We start from the raw sequence: 15,931 nt of genomic DNA, 5'->3' as shown, positions 1-15,931 counted from the left end.
AAGCTCCTATGCTAATATTTAAGGGGTGATAAAATGATAAAATTAATTGCGATAGATTTAGACGGAACACTTTTAAATGATAAAAAAGAAGTGAATCCTAAAGATATAGACTATTTAAAAAATTTAATTGATAAAGGAATAAAAGTTGCAGTAACAACGGGGCGAGATTTTTTCAGTGCAAAATCTTTTTTCCCAGATGATTTAAAATTAACTTTCGTAACCCTAAGTGGAAATGCAATTTTTGATTATGAGGGAAATGAAATTTATGCAAATTATTTTGATTATGAAACTATTTTAAAACTTTCTAATTTCAGTGATGACAATTTTTTGACCCACGTTAATGGTTATAAAAGCAAATATAATGTTTTAATGTTAAATGGCAATTATAGTACGGAAGTGAAAAAATACATTGAAAGATTTTATTTTCCTGTAAAATTTGTAGATAAATTTGAAAAAAATGAAAAGTATTTTTCTTGTGTCTTTGTAGGAGATGTCAATTATCTTTACAACTTATCAAAAGAAATTGAAAAAGTGGAAAATAATTTAAATTTTTATTTAATGCCAACAAATTTACCTGAATACTATATGCTTGAAATTGTTCAAGGAGGAATTTCAAAATTTACCGCATTAAAAAGACTTATGGAAAAATTTAACATAAATAATGAAGAAGTTATGGCTTTTGGCGATGAAGAAAATGATATGGAAATGCTTTCAAGTGTTAAATACGGATACATTATGAAAAATGCAAGAAAGACTTTAAAAAACAAATTAAAAGAAACTGCTTTTACCAACAATGAAGGCGGAGTTATAAAAACCATAAAGGAATGGGATTTAATATGAGTATGAATATAAACTGGTATCCAGGTCATATGAAAAAAACTCTTGATGAAATCAAATCAAAACAAAAATTAGTTGATTTTGTAATTGAAATAATTGATTCCAGAATACCTATATCAAGTAGAAATCCACTCTTTGATTCAATAATTTCAAAAAAAAGACTTGTTATTTTAAATAAATCAGACTTGTCAGATCCAAGGCAAAATGCCCTGTGGGTAGATAAGATAAATTGTAATAATGAAAGAGCAATTCTTTATAATTCTTTAAAAAATAACAGGGATTTAATTGTTAAAGAATCAAAATCTCTAATGGAAGAGATTATAAAAAATAAAGAGGAAAAGGGAATAAACCATGGACCTTTAAGAGCTATGATTGTGGGAATACCGAATTCAGGAAAGTCAACTTTTATAAATAATGTTAGTGGAAAAAAATCTGCAAAAACTGGCAATAAACCAGGAATAACAAAAACAAATCAGTGGATAAAAATAAATCCTGAGCTACAATTGTTGGATACACCAGGTATTCTTTGGCCTAAATTTACTGAAGAAACATCCATTCATTTAGCTTGGACTGGAGCTATAAAGGATGAAATCATAGATATTGAAACTCTTGCCTATAAATTTGTAGAGAACATTTTAAGCTATAAACCTGAAATTTTAATTGAGAGATATAATATTGATTTAGATGAAGATCCTCTTAAAGTTATGGATAATATTGCTAAAAAAAGAGGAGCAATTATGAAGGGTAATGAAATTGATTATACTAAAGTTTCAAATGTCATCCTTGATGAGTTTAGAAAGGGAGTGCTTGGCAGAATAAGCCTTGAAAGATTATGATAGACTATGAAGGAAAATATTTAGGCCAAGGTTATAAAAATATTGTTGGTATTGATGAAGTAGGTAGAGGATGTCTTTTTGGAGATGTTGTAGCTGCTGCGGTTATTATGCCTGAAAATAGAATCTTAGGTGTAAATGATTCAAAAAAATTAACTGAAAAGCAAAGAGAAAGTCTTTATGACAAAATTCTTAGAGATGCTATTGCAGTGGGAATAGGAAGAATGGATTCAGTTACTATTGATAAAGTTAATATAAAAATGGCAACTCACCTTGCTATGCTTCTTGCCGTAGAAAACTTAAGAACAAGGGATAATTTAAGAATTTATCCGGATTTGCTCTTAATAGATGCAGAACATATTGAAACAAAAATTGACCAAGTTGATATCATAAAAGGGGATGCAAACTGCTACTCAATTGCTTGTGCTTCAATTGTCGCTAAAGTTTTTAGAGATAGACTTTGTAAAAAGTGGGAAAAGATGTATCCAGGATATGGAATAGAAAAACACAAGGGATATGGAACGAAAGCTCACAGAGATGCTATTAAAGAACTTGGATCAAGTAAATTGCACAGACAGTCTTTCTTGAAAAATAAGGATAATTGGTAATGAATAAATATTATGGAAATTTAGGTGAAGATATAGCTTGTAACTTTTTAAAAAATGAAGGTTATGAAATCTTAGACAGAAATTATAGAATAATTAATTCGGAAATAGATATTATCGCTCGCGACAGGGCCACATTGGTTTTTGTTGAAGTAAAAACAAGAAATAATGAAAATTATGGAAGAGCTGTAGAGGCTGTTACTGATACGAAAATTAAAAGGATAATTACAGGAGCAAAAAATTATATTTATACTAAAAAATTTTTTGATGTTTCAGTAAGGTTTGACGTTATAGAAGTTTATTTAAAAAGCGGAAAAATAAATCATATTAAAGATGCTTTTTCAGTATTGTGAGGGTTTGTAATGTATGCAAAAATAAAAACATGTACTCTTGTAGGACTTGAAGGAAGAGAAATAGAGGTAGAAACGGATATTTCTTTAGGTATGCCCAGGCTTACCATAGTGGGTCTTGCAGATACTGCAATTAAAGAATCCGGCGAAAGAGTAAGATCGGCAATAAAAAATTCATCATATTCATATCCAAGAGAAAGAATCACAATAAATCTTGCTCCTGCAGATATAAAAAAAGATGGCTCACAAATGGATCTTGCTATTGCAATTTCCATGATGTGTGCAAATGACGAAATTAATGAAGCTTGTGATTCTTACATATTCATAGGGGAGCTTGCCCTTGACGGAAGTTTAAAGGGAGTTAGAGGAGTTCTTCCTATGGTGATTTCCATGAGAAGTTTGGGAAATAAAAAATTTATTATTCCTTATGAAAATAGAAATGAATGTGGCGTAATTAAAGATGTTGACATATATCCTGCAAAGTCTTTAAAAGAAGTTGTTGACTTCTTACAGGGAAATGGTAAACTCGAAAAGTTTTCAAATGGATTTAAACAAGAAGACTCAAAATTTGAATTAGATTTTAAAGACTTAAAAGGTCAAGAAAGAATAAAAAGGGTTTTTGAAATAAGTGCAGCTTCAAGAATAAATTTACTTCTTGTAGGAGTGCCAGGTTCCGGAAAAACAATGGCAGCAAAAAGATTTCCTTCTATTTTACCTAAGTTAACTTTTGAAGAATCAATAGAAGTTTCTAAAATTTATTCTGTTGCAGGTCTTTTAAATGAAGGCACTTTAATTTCTATCCCTCCATTTAGGTCTCCTCACCATACTGCCAGTGCCGTCTCTTTAATAGGAGGAGGAAGAATACCTAAGCCTGGAGAAATTTCCCTTTCTCACAGAGGAGTTTTATTTTTAGATGAACTTCCAGAATTTAATAAAAATGTTCTTGAAGTTTTAAGGGAGCCTCTTGAATCAAAGTCCATACATATAAGTAGAGCCAATGCTTCTTTAACTTACCCTGCAGATTTCATCTTAGTTGGAGCTTTAAATCCATGTCCCTGCGGCTACCACGGGAGCAAAGTTCATGAATGTAATTGTAGCCAAAGTCAAATTGAAAGATATCTGGCGAAAATTTCGCATCCTCTTTTAGATAGAATTGATATGCACTTAGAAGTCTCTGAGGTGGATTATAAGGACTTAAAAAATGAACCCTATGGAGAAGATTCAGAAACCATAAGAAGACGCGTAGAGGAGGCGAGAGAGCTTCAGAAGGATAGATATAAGGAAGAGTTCTTCAACCTAAATGGAGAAATGCCAGACAAATTTATTTCCAAGTATTGTAAATTAAATGCAGCCTGTGAAAAAATAATGGAATTAAGTTTTAAAAAATATGGATTTTCAGCAAGGACTTATAATAAACTTTTAAAAATCTCACGAACCATAGCAGATTTAGATAAGTCAACTGACATCAAAGAAATGCATCTTCTTGAGGCTATAAGATATAGAACCATGGATACAAAATATTGGAGCAAATAATGAAAGGACTTAGAAATCTTTTAATTTATTTAAATGGCATAGGAATTGTAAACGACCAGATAATTGAAATTAAAAATTATTTTGAAGCTAATAACTTAAATTTTGAAGATATAAGAAAAATAGATGAGTTTATTGATTTGTTAGATTTTTTAAGACCGGCAACTAAATTGAGATTAAAAAATTTTGATGAGGGATTTTTTGAAAGATTAGATAATCATCTTAAGGGAAAAGATACAAAAATAATAAGTATATTTGATGAAAATTATCCTGAAAATTTGAAATATATTGACAATCCGCCACAAGTTCTATATCTTAATGGATATATTCCTGAGGAAGTAAAAATTGGAGTTGTAGGTGCAAGAAAGTATTCTGATTATGGAGAATTTGTAACAAAAAAATTTGTAAGAGAACTTACTGATCTTGGAGCGGTTATTGTTTCAGGTCTTGCTTATGGAATAGATTCCATTGCCCATAGAACGTGTCTTGAAAATAAAGGAAAAACTATTGGAGTTTTAGGCAATGGAGTTGATGTTATATATCCTTATAAAAATCAGAGCTTATATGAAAAAGTTTCAAAAAATGGTGGAGTAATTTCAGAATATCCCTTTGAAACTCAACCTTTACCTTTTAGGTTTCCTGAAAGAAATAGAATTATTTCAGGTTTAAGCTCAGCGATTATTGTTATGGAAGCAAGAACTAAAAGTGGTTCTCTGATTACAGCAAGAATTGGAGCAGAACAGGGGAAGGAAATTTTTTCAGTTCCTGGAAATATTAATTCACCTCTTTCTGAGGGAACAAATTTACTTATAAGGGATGGGGCATATCCTCTTTTATCCATTGATGACATTTTAAGTAAAATAAGCGAGCTTAATCAAAATAAAAAGATGGTAGCTCTTAAGAGTGATGAACTGGGAGAAGATGAAAAAGAAATTTATGAATTAATTTATAATGGAATAAAAGACGTGGAAAAAATTGCAGCTAACAGCAAATATAATATATCTTTTGTTAGCGGAATACTTACAGTTTTAGAATTAAAGGGATTTATAGAAGAAGTAGGTAAGGGAGAATTTAGCATTAGATAGGAGTTAGTTTTGGTAAAGAATTTAGTGATTGTAGAGTCGCCGACTAAGGCAAAAACAATAAAAAAGATGCTTGGAAGAAATTATAATGTCATTGCTTCAGTAGGTCACATAAGAGATCTTCCGAAATCAAGAATAGGAATTGATATAGAAAAGGATTTTGAGCCGGAATATATAAATATAAGAGGCAAGGGTTCAATAATAAAAGAATTGAAAAAAAACGCAAAGGAAGCTGACAATGTTTTTTTGGCAACTGACCCCGATAGGGAAGGAGAAGCTATCTCCTGGCATTTATGTCATATTTTGGAATTAGATCCTAAAGAAAAAAATAGGGTTACCTTTAATGAAATAACAAAGGATACTGTAAAAAGTCAAATAAAAAATCCAAGAGAAATAGATATGTATTTGGTAGACGCTCAACAAGCGAGAAGATTACTTGACAGACTTGCAGGTTATAAAATAAGTCCTTTTTTGTGGAAGAAAATTAAAAGTGGTCTGTCAGCTGGACGAGTTCAGTCTGTTGTTTTAAAAATAATTTGTGACAGAGAAAAAGAAATAGAAGAATTTATTCCTGAAGAATATTTTACAATAGAAGCTGAACATAAAAAAAATAAAACAAGTTTTACTTCAGAATTTTATGGAAAACTTATAAAAGATAAAATAGAAAAAGTAAAAATATCTAATGAAAAAGAAGCGAAAGAAATTTTAAAATCAATTGATAAGAAAAATTTTTCAGTATTTAAATTAGATAAGGGAACAAAGAGAAGACAGGCCTTTAATCCTTTTACAACATCAACCTTACAACAAGAAGCATCAAGAAAAATAGGTTTTTCTACAAAAAAAACAATGAGAATAGCTCAAAGTTTATATGAAGGAATAAATTTGCCCTCAGAAGGATCTGTAGGTTTAATTACCTATATGAGAACGGATTCTGTAAGAATTTCAGATCAAGCTCAGGCAAAAGCTTTTGAATTTATAGAAAAAAATTATGGAAAAAATTATTTAGGTCATAAAAAAACTACAAAAGCAAAGCAAGGTGTACAAGATGCCCATGAATGTATAAGACCTACAGATGTATTTAAAAGTCCATCAAGTATAAAAGAAGCTCTCTCAAGAGATGAGCTTAAGCTTTATACCTTAATTTGGAAAAGATTTTTGGCTTCCTTAATGGCAGATGCAGTTTATGACACAATTTCTCTTGATTTAAAATCTAATGATAATATTTTTAAGGCAAGGGGCTCAAAAATTAATTTCGAAGGATTTTTAAGAGTATATGATTTGTTAAATGAAAAAGACAAGCTTTTACCTGATCTTTTAGAAGGAGAAATTTTAAATACGGAAAAAGTTGAACCTATTAAGCATTTTACTCAAGGACCACCAAGATATAATGAAGCATCTTTAATAAAGTTACTTGAAGATTTAGGCATAGGCAGACCTTCAACTTATTCACCTACTATAAGCACATTACAATCAAGAAATTACGTAAGCCTTGAAGATAAAAAATTTATACCTACTGAGCTTGGTGAAACTGTAAATAAAGTTTTAAGTAAATATTTTAAAGAAATTGTAGATAAAAACTTTACTGCAAAATTAGAAGATGACTTAGATAAAATTGCAGATGGAAATTTACAGTGGAAAGAAGTTTTAAGAGAGTTTTATGATGGCATAAAAGAAGATTTAAAAGTAGCAGAAGATGAAATGGATAAAATAAAAATAGAAGATGAAGTCACTGATGAAATATGCGAAAAATGCGGAAGACATATGGTAATCAAAATGGGTCGTTACGGAAAATTTTTAGCTTGTCCAGGATTTCCCGAATGTAGAAATTCAAAGCCTCTTCTTGAAAAAATTGGATTAAAATGTCCTAAATGTAATGATGGAGAAATAGTTATAAAACGCTCAAAAAAAGGTAGAAAATTTTATGGATGTTCAAATTATCCTAAATGTGATTTTGTATCTTGGAATGAACCAGTAGATAAAAAATGTCCAAAATGTTCACATAATCTTTCAAAAGTCACAACAAGAAAAGGATTAGTTTTAAAATGTGAAAATTGCGGATATGTGGAAGAAAAAAATGGAAATTAATGAAATTTTAAAAATTATAGATAAAAATTTCGCTTATGAATATAAACTTGTCCCTGTAAAAATTCTTGGGGACAAGATATATTTTTATGTCCTAAATGAAGATTTAGATGTTAAAAAAAATCTTGAAGCCTTACTAAATAAAAGTCTTATTTTTCAAAAAGTAGATGAAGAAAAATTAAATAGACAAATTAAAATTACATATAAAAATAAATTTTCAATAGAAAATGAGATAAATAAGTTAAATGTTGAATCGGACAATTTTATGGAAAATTTAGATGATTTAAATTCTCCTATAGCAAAGATAATAGATAAAATAGTTATGTATTCTATTGAAAAAAAGGCTTCAGATATTCATTTTGACCCCTATGAAAAATATAGCACCATAAGAATTAGAAGAGATGGTGTTTTAAAAGATTTAGTAAACATAAAAAAAGAAATAACTCTAAAAATTATTTCCAGAATAAAAATTTTATCAGGTTTAGATATTTCTGAAAAAAGGTTACCTCAAGATGGAAGAATGACCTATGAAAATCGAAATCTTAAAGTTGATATAAGAGTTTCTACAGTTCCCACAGTTTTTGGAGAAAAAATTGTTCTTAGAATATTAGATAAGATAAATTTAAATTTAACTTTTGACGGCATAGGTCTTAAGGCAAACGATAGAGAAAGTATTGAAAATTTAATAAAGCAACCAAGTGGATTAATTTTAGTTTGTGGTCCTACTGGAAGCGGAAAAACTTCAACAATATATTCAATTCTTGAAAAAATAAAAAATCCTGAAATTAATATTATGACCATAGAGGATCCTGTTGAATATAAAATTGAAGGAATAAATCAAATACCAGTAAATGAAAAAACTGGATTGGATTTTGAACAGGGCTTGAGGGCAATTTTAAGACAAGATCCTGATAAAATAATGGTTGGAGAAATTAGAAATGTTGAAACTGCAAAAATTGCCCTGAGATCATCAATAACAGGTCATTTAGTTTTATCAACTCTTCATACAAATAATTCGGCACAAGCAATAATAAGATTAAAGGATATGGGAATTATGAATTACCAAATAAGAGCAGGCATAATAGGGATAATTTCTCAAAGACTTGTTAGAGTTTTATGTCCTCACTGCAAAATAAGAAAACATTCCTATGTTGATATTTTTGACCAAGAAATGGATTATTATGAAAATGGATATTGTGAATTTTGTGATAATGGCTATATAGGAAGAAAAGCAGTTTTTGAAATTTTAGATTTTACAAAAATAAGAGATAAGATTGAAGATTTATCAAATTTATCCGAAATTGAAAATCTTGCAAAAGAAAGCGGTATGATTGAATTAAAGGAAAGTTTTAAAAAACTTTTGTCAGATGGACTTATATCTTTAGATGAAGTTTATAAAAATATTTTCCATTAATGAGGGGTTATATGAATTTTTCTTACAGAGCTTTAAACGATCAAGGAAAAATTGAAAAGGGAAAAATTATTTCGCAAAGTCGTCAAGATGCTATTTTAAAACTGAAAAATAGAAATTTAAGACCCATAGAAGTTAAAAAATCCATAGAATTTAATAGTGAAATTAAACTCAGCAAAAAAAGATGGACATATGAAGAGGTTGCACTTTTATCCAGGGAATACTATATTCTTTTAAGTTCCGGAATAAGTCTTGAAATGGCAAGTGAGATTTTATCAGGGGAATTTAATGATTATAAGGGCGAATTTTTAAAAAACATATGTAAAAAATTAAAAGAAGGAAAAAGTTTAAGCACCTGCTTTTTTGAAGAAAAAAATATGCCTAAATGGACTGGTTCTTTAATTAAAGGTGCGGAATCCACAGGAAATTTAAACACTGTTTTTTATGAAATAAGTAACTATTATTTTAAAAGAGCTTTAGTTAAAAAAGAAATAATTAACGCCTTTACATATCCCATAATACTTTTTACAGTTTTTATTTTAGTTCTTAATTTTTTGCTGATAAATGTTTTGCCGAAATTTAGTGATATTTTTAGAGACAGTGGAGTAGAGCTTCCTTTGCTAACTAAATTTATTATTAATATTTCAAGTTTTATTAAAAATAATATTTTTATAATTTTTCCATTATTTATTATTTCAATTTTTTTGATAATTTATTATTTATTAACTTCAAAAAGAAAATTTTTAGAGAAAATGATTTTAAAATCTAAGATTGGAAATTTGGATTTTTTAAATAAATTTACAAGTACAATGAATTTATTTTTAAAAGCTGATTTTAATTTAAGCGAGGCTTTAAATTATTATGCTAAAAATTCTGAATTTTATATAAAAGACAAAATGTTAGATACAGTTAGAAAAATAAATGGAGGAGAATCTATTTCAAAATCTCTGGAAGAAACTAAGCTTTTTCCTAAAATATACATTTCAATTTTAAAAGCAAGCGAAGAATCAGCATCCTTTAAAGTTGCTTTTGAAGAATTGGATAAATATTACAAAGATGAATTGGATATAAATTTAAAGAGATTTGTAAGTTTGTTAGAGCCTGCTTTGATTATTTTTTTGTCAATTTTAGTCGGTTTTGTAGTTTTAGGAGTAGCAATTCCTATGTTTGATTTAGTAAATTTAGTGAGGTAAAAATGAAATTTAAAAAGAAAAAGGGTTTTACACTAATTGAATTAATAATTGTCATAGCTATAATAGCAGTTTTAGCATCAATAGCCATACCTAAGTATCAAAATTCAAATTTAAAAGCAAAGGCGGCAGCCCATAATGCAAATGTAGTAATTTTAAAAAATGCTGCAGCTTCATTTTTGGCTGATAATCCCAATGCAACATCTATAAGTGATGCTGATATTTTAAATTATATTGAAGGTGGCAAAATGCCTAAAACTTATAATGATGGGACATTTAAGGTAGAGCTTGATGGAAATAAAAATATTATAGTAAGTCCCGGAATGGTTGAAATTAAAAATAATAACATAGTTGAAACGCAATGATTTTATTTTTTATATTCTTTCTCGGCTCCTCAATTGCATCTTTTGTCCTTTGCTTAAATGAAAGAAGAAACGCTGGGGAAGATTTTATTTTTTCAAGGAGCAAATGCGACAATTGTAAAAAAATTATACCTATGTATTTGGAAATCCCCTTAATAAGCTATATATTTTTGAGGGGAAAATGCAGATATTGTAAGGAAAAGATTTCTTTTATCTATCCTTTTATTGAACTAATAGGAGGACTTAGTTTAATTTTTATATTTAAAAACCAATCAAAAGATTTAATTTTATTAGCAATTAAAGGTCTATTGTTTTTCATTTGCTTAAGTATATTTTTAAGTGATTTTTTTTATAAAGATATTTATGATTTTGATGTATTTATTTTGTACATATTTTTAGCAATTTTAAATTTTTATAAAGGAAATTTTAAAGAATTTATTTTGCCCTATATTTTTTTACTATTAGTTTTTTATTTAATTTTTATAATTACAAAGTCTATGGGGTCAGGAGATATTTTACTTGGAGCAAGCTTAGGACTTGTAAGTTCAAATATATTTGAAGCTTTTAGATATTTTACCTACACATTTAGTCTTGGAGCTTTAGTAGGAATAATTTTAATTCTTTTAAAGAAAAAAGGTAGAAAAGATGAAATTGCTTTTGGACCTTTTATTTTGGTTGTTTTATTTGGAGTAATATTTTGCAAGTATTAAATTTATTTATTGAAGACAAAAAAATTACATATTTTTATGGAAAAAAACGAGAATTATTAATACCAGAGGGTGTTTTAAAAGATTGCGAGATTATAGATTTTAATCATATTTTTTATTTGTTGAAAAAAGAAATAGAATTAAATGACATAGCAAAAGACACTTTATTTAATTTAATTTTTTTACAAGGTTTTAAATTTCATTGTCAAAAATTTGAGAACATAAAGAAAGATGATCTAGAAAATTTATTGGAAATAGAATTTGAAAATTCTTCTGATAAAGTTTATATAGACATAGAGGATCAAGAAGATAATTATTTTTCCTATTCAACAATACCTGAAAAAAATCGTTTAAAGTATGAAGAAGTTTTCGAAAAATTAAATTTAAAATTAAATCAGATTTTAAATTTAAGCTCTCTTTTTAAATTTTATGAAGATGGAGCCTATGTTATAATTACACAGTCTCTAATAGTTTTGGCAATAAAAGATAAGATTTTAAAAGAATTTAATTTTTATAGTACTGATAAGCTTAATAGTTTGTATGAAGACAATAATTTAATCTATGAAAATGTAAAAAATATTCTTAATTCTATAGAAGATCCACAGGACAGCTTCATCGAGGACGATTTTTTACTTAAGTTTAATTTTTATTTAAATGAGCAAACTATGAAAATAGTTAAAAAGTTACAAGAAAATAAATTTGAAAAAATTTATTTAAGTGGAGATTTATTTTTTGATTTTCAAAGATATAAAGATTTGTTCAGGGAATTTCAAATTGAACCTTTTGATGTTTTCAAATCTCAAGTTCCTAAAAACGAAAAAAAAGTTAAATTAAAAAATAAAAACCTTCAAATTTTAACTTCTATATTTTTAATTTTTGCTTTAGTAAATTTGTTTTTTTATAATAATTCAAAGAGAGAGCTCCAAAATTTAAAATTAGAAAATGCAAAATTAATTGAGAAAATTTCAGAAAACAAATCGAAAGCTAAGGTTCAAGTCGTAGATGTGGAAGAAAAAGATCTAACTAAGAGATTTAATGAAGTACTAAATATTTTATTGGACGAAAAATCCGATGATATATTAATAACAGACTATTATATGGATAATCAAAAAATTGAAATAAGAGGTCTTGCAAGAGATAATGAAAAGGCGCTCTCTTTAAAAGAAAAATTAAAAAATTTTAATCCAAGTATAAGCTTAGATAAAAAAGATGTCGTTTATTTTATAATAAGTATGGAGGAATAATGGAAATAGGGAAAATTTCTAATAGTGATTTAGAAAAATTAATTTTTAAAAATTTAAATATAAAAAGAAAAGAAGTAGTAAGCTCATCAAAGGTAGGCATGGATTGTTCAATTATGGATTTTAAAGAGGATTTAATTGTCGTTTCCACAGATCCTATAACGGGAGCATCACAAAATATTGGGAATTTAGCAGTTAATATTTCTTGTAATGATGCTTATTGCGAATGCGCAGAGCCAGTAGGACTTTTGATGTGTTGTTTATTTCCTAAAAATATAAGTAAAGCTGAAATAGAAAATATTGTAAAGGATGCTTCCAAAGCTGCAGATAAGTTAAATGTTGATATTGTAGGAGGACATACTGAAATAACTGATGCAGTATCTAAAGTAGTAATTATAACCAGTGTAATTGCAAAAGTTTCTAAAAATAATATTCCTAAAAGAGATGAAATAAAACCGGGAGATAGAATTTTAGTTTCCAAGTATGTGGGAATTGAAGGGACTTCAATTATAGCTCATGATGATTTTAGCAATATTAAAAATATTTTAACTTCTGATGAAATGAAGCTTGCCAAATCTTTTAAGAATTTAATTTCCGTAAAAACAGAGTCTGAAATTGCAAAAAAAGTTGGAGTAAAAAATCTTCATGACATAACTGAAGGAGGTCTTCTTGGAGCTGCATGGGAGATGGCAAACAGTTCAGGCTATGGAATAGAAATTGAAAAAAATAAAGTTCCTATTACTGAAGTTACTAAAAAAATTTGCAATTATTATAAAATTGATCCTTTGAGATTAATTTCAAGCGGCTCTATGCTCTTTATAGCTGAAGAAAAAAATGCAAAAAGCATAATAGAAAGTGGAAAGGTTTTAAACTTGAATATAAGCGACATAGGCAAAATAGTTGAAAAAGGGATGTATTTAATTTCTGATAAAAAAGAAAAAATAGATGAGCCCAAACCCGATGAGTTATATAAAGTCATTAAATAAATTGACTGTTGATAAGACTTATAATAAACTTAAACACGGAGGTCTGTATGAAAAAAATAATATTAACAGGATTTTTGCTTTCAGCTTTGCTTTTGAGTGGCTCTGTATTTGCAGAAGAACAAATAAGTCAAGTAAATATAAATGGGAAAAGTATAGATGTTAGAAATACTAATGTAAAAGTTGATGGAAAAATTTTAAAAAGCGATTTTTCTCCCTATATAAGTAGCGGGAGGACTTTTGTTCCAATTAGAGAGCTTGTTGAAGGTTTGGGCGCTGAAGTTAAATGGGACAACCTTGAAAAGAGTGCGCTTATAAAATTTGAGAAAAAGGAAATTAAACTTAAAATAGATTCTAAAGTTTCATATATTTCAGGTAAAAAAATTATTTTAAATGAAAGTTCAATTCCAAAACTTGCAAAGTATAATGAGCCAAAAGAAGAAACTAAAACCATGGTTCCTTTAAGATTTGTATCAGAGGCTCTTGGCTATAAAGTTGATTGGAATAGTGAAGAAAACTTAGCAGTTATAACAACAGAAAAAGCTAAAGATTCAGATTTAATTACAGATGATAATAGTGGAACAAAAGAAAATAATTCAGAAAAAAAATCTAAAAAAAGAAAAAAAGACCTATCTTTAGTTAACAATCAATATATTTCAAATTCAGAAAAAAAAGAAATGAACAATGCTAAAAAATCCAACAGAATCTCTGCTTATAAGGCTGCAGGATTAAGTGAAGATGAATATAATATTGATCCAGGAAAGAGAAAAATAACAAAGACCATAAAAAAAGAAGGACCACTTACAATTGTAATTGATCCAGGACATGGAGGAAAAGACCCAGGAGCTAATTCATCTGTAATAAGTTCTATAAATGAAAAAGAATTGACTTTAAAAGTTGCGGAAAAACTTTATGAAAAACTGCAAGCAACAGACTATGAAGTACTTATGACCAGAAATTCTGATGAATATATAAAATTATTGGATAGGGCTCAATTATCAAATGAAAACAATTCAGAACTTTTCCTTTCAATACATTTTAATAGTTCAGATGAGAATAAATCAGCAAAAGGTATAGAAGTTTTGTATGCATCTGAAAAAAATGTAATAATAAAGACTGCTGAACAAAAACATTTTGCAAAATGTCTTTTAAATAGTCTTATTGATATTACAGGCTCTTCAAGTAGGGGAATAAAAAATAGACCGGACTTAATTGTTCTAAATAAAACTAAAAATGTATCCGCTCTTGCAGAACTTGGATTTTTATCAAATTCTTCAGATATGGATTCGATAATGAATGATGAATATCTTGATTTATTGGCACAGGGTCTATTTAACGGAATACAAGATTATGTAAATAATTATGTGGAATAGGACACAGAAATGAGAAAAAGAGAAAATAATTCAATTAGAGATTTAAAAATAACTACAAATTATTTAAAAGAACCGGAAGGATCATGTCTTATTGAAATGGGAAATACAAAAATAATTGTAACAGCTATGGTAGAGGATAAAGTTCCATTTTTTTTGAAAAACACAGGCAAAGGTTGGCTGAGTGCTGAATATTCAATGATACCAGGCTCAACGAAAATAAGAAAACAAAGAGACATTACTAAAGGCAAAATAGACGGAAGAAACCAAGAAATTCAAAGACTTGTCGGTAGAAGTTTAAGAGCAGCTATAGATTTAGATAAAATTGGAGAAAGAACAATTTGGATAGATTGTGATGTAATATCTGCTGACGGAGGAACCAGAACAGCAAGTATTACAGGAGGCTATGTAGCCTTAAAACTTGCCGTTAAAAAGATGCTATTAGATAAAATAATAGAAGAAAATCCCTTAAAAGAAAAAATTTCTGCAATTTCAGTAGGTAAAGTTCAAGGAAATATTTTGTTGGATCTTGAATATTCTGAAGATTCTATTGCAGATGTTGATATGAATGTTGTAATGAATTCAAAACATGACATAATTGAAATTCAGGGGACATCTGAAAGAAATCCTATGAATATTGATGAGATGAATGAAATGATCCTCTTAGCAAAAGATGGTATAGATAAAATTTTTAAAATAATAGATCAAAAAGTTCCTGATGAGAATATATATGTTTTAGCAACGGACAACATGCACAAAGTTTTAGAAATAGAGAAAATTATGGAAGACCTTCCAATAACTTTAAGAACAAAATCTCAAGAAGGCTTAAAAGATTTTGAGGTTGAAGAAAATGGAGAAAGTATTGAGGAAAATGCCCTTATTAAAGCTCGTGCAATAAAAGAAGCCTTAGGTTGTAGAAATGTTGTTTCTGATGACACAGGTCTTTTCGTAGATGAGCTTAATGGTGATCCAGGAGTTCACTCAGCAAGATATGCTTCAACTCACGATGATGAAAAAAATATAGATAAATTGCTTAAAAATTTAGGAGATTCAGAAAATAGAAAAGCTCACTTCAGAACAAGCATAGCTTTAATTGAAGAAGATGGAAGTGAAAAATTATTTAGCGGAAAAATTGATGGAGTTATTATAAAAGAGAGAAGAGGAGAGGGAGGATTCGGCTACGATTCCGTATTTGTCCCTGAAGGATATGACAAAACATTTGCTGAACTTGGAGACGAAATAAAAAATAAAATTTCTCATAGGGCAAAAGCAATAGAAAACTTAAAAGGATATTTAAACTATAAATATAAATGTTGACAAAGAATTTACTAAATGTTAACATTATAGA

Annotated in this window: 15 protein-coding genes; all 15 read left to right on the top strand. The window is 28.3% G+C overall.

Annotated features, from left to right (window positions below):
- The first annotated feature begins 33 nt into the window (after positions 1 to 33).
- The 15 genes from J2S72_RS01165 to rph are packed head-to-tail and all read left to right on the top strand — an operon-like array spanning position 34 to position 15,900.
- Positions 34 to 840 carry an HAD family hydrolase gene (locus J2S72_RS01165; protein ID WP_023056287.1) on the top strand — a complete coding sequence of 269 codons (807 nt, stop codon included), beginning with the start codon at positions 34 to 36 and terminating at the stop codon, positions 838 to 840.
- 2 nt (positions 841 to 842) lie between these two features.
- Complete coding sequence (gene ylqF / locus J2S72_RS01160) at positions 843 to 1,673, top strand: ribosome biogenesis GTPase YlqF (RefSeq protein ID WP_036739890.1); 831 nt, start codon at positions 843 to 845, stop codon at positions 1,671 to 1,673.
- Positions 1,670 to 2,278, top strand: coding sequence for a ribonuclease HII (gene rnhB / locus J2S72_RS01155; protein ID WP_023056292.1), 609 nt, complete (start codon positions 1,670 to 1,672; stop codon positions 2,276 to 2,278). Before ylqF ends, rnhB begins: the two co-directional genes overlap by 4 nt.
- Positions 2,278 to 2,628 (top strand): YraN family protein, encoded by a 351-nt coding sequence (locus J2S72_RS01150; RefSeq protein ID WP_023056217.1) that lies wholly within the window; start codon positions 2,278 to 2,280, stop codon positions 2,626 to 2,628. Before rnhB ends, J2S72_RS01150 begins: the two co-directional genes overlap by 1 nt.
- A 9-nt stretch (positions 2,629 to 2,637) precedes the next feature.
- Entirely contained in the window at positions 2,638 to 4,158 is a 1,521-nt protein-coding gene (locus J2S72_RS01145) for a YifB family Mg chelatase-like AAA ATPase (protein WP_023056279.1), read from the top strand.
- Positions 4,158 to 5,240 (top strand): DNA-processing protein DprA, encoded by a 1,083-nt coding sequence (dprA, locus tag J2S72_RS01140; RefSeq protein WP_023056237.1) that lies wholly within the window; start codon positions 4,158 to 4,160, stop codon positions 5,238 to 5,240. The genes J2S72_RS01145 and dprA overlap by 1 nt, the downstream gene beginning before the upstream one ends.
- 9 nt (positions 5,241 to 5,249) lie before the next feature.
- Entirely contained in the window at positions 5,250 to 7,322 is a 2,073-nt protein-coding gene (gene topA, locus J2S72_RS01135; RefSeq protein WP_023056255.1) for a type I DNA topoisomerase, read from the top strand.
- The gene (locus tag J2S72_RS01130; RefSeq protein WP_023056228.1) at positions 7,312 to 8,733 is read left to right on the top strand and encodes a GspE/PulE family protein; all 1,422 of its coding nucleotides are present in this window, start codon (positions 7,312 to 7,314) and stop codon (positions 8,731 to 8,733) included. The genes topA and J2S72_RS01130 overlap by 11 nt, the downstream gene beginning before the upstream one ends.
- A gap of 11 nt (positions 8,734 to 8,744) precedes the next feature.
- Complete coding sequence (locus J2S72_RS01125) at positions 8,745 to 9,923, top strand: type II secretion system F family protein (protein ID WP_307494845.1); 1,179 nt, start codon at positions 8,745 to 8,747, stop codon at positions 9,921 to 9,923.
- Between the two features lie 2 nt (positions 9,924 to 9,925).
- Entirely contained in the window at positions 9,926 to 10,285 is a 360-nt protein-coding gene (locus J2S72_RS01120; RefSeq protein ID WP_023056229.1) for a prepilin-type N-terminal cleavage/methylation domain-containing protein, read from the top strand.
- Positions 10,282 to 10,992, top strand: coding sequence for a prepilin peptidase (locus tag J2S72_RS01115; RefSeq protein WP_023056226.1), 711 nt, complete (start codon positions 10,282 to 10,284; stop codon positions 10,990 to 10,992). Before J2S72_RS01120 ends, J2S72_RS01115 begins: the two co-directional genes overlap by 4 nt.
- Positions 10,980 to 12,233 (top strand): hypothetical protein, encoded by a 1,254-nt coding sequence (locus J2S72_RS01110; RefSeq protein WP_307494844.1) that lies wholly within the window; start codon positions 10,980 to 10,982, stop codon positions 12,231 to 12,233. The genes J2S72_RS01115 and J2S72_RS01110 overlap by 13 nt, the downstream gene beginning before the upstream one ends.
- Complete coding sequence (locus tag J2S72_RS01105; protein ID WP_023056245.1) at positions 12,233 to 13,216, top strand: AIR synthase family protein; 984 nt, start codon at positions 12,233 to 12,235, stop codon at positions 13,214 to 13,216. Before J2S72_RS01110 ends, J2S72_RS01105 begins: the two co-directional genes overlap by 1 nt.
- A gap of 47 nt (positions 13,217 to 13,263) precedes the next feature.
- Complete coding sequence (locus J2S72_RS01100) at positions 13,264 to 14,586, top strand: N-acetylmuramoyl-L-alanine amidase (protein WP_023056218.1); 1,323 nt, start codon at positions 13,264 to 13,266, stop codon at positions 14,584 to 14,586.
- A gap of 9 nt (positions 14,587 to 14,595) precedes the next feature.
- A complete protein-coding gene (gene rph, locus J2S72_RS01095) occupies positions 14,596 to 15,900 on the top strand; it encodes a ribonuclease PH (RefSeq protein ID WP_023056259.1) in 1,305 nt (434 codons plus the stop codon).
- The last annotated feature ends 31 nt before the right edge of the window (positions 15,901 to 15,931 follow it).

This window comes from Peptoniphilus koenoeneniae (assembly GCF_030812875.1).
Lineage (GTDB): Bacteria > Bacillota > Clostridia > Tissierellales > Peptoniphilaceae > Peptoniphilus_B > Peptoniphilus_B koenoeneniae.
Note: the sequence above shows the minus strand (reverse complement) of the source record. Positions and strands in the feature narration are given on the sequence as shown.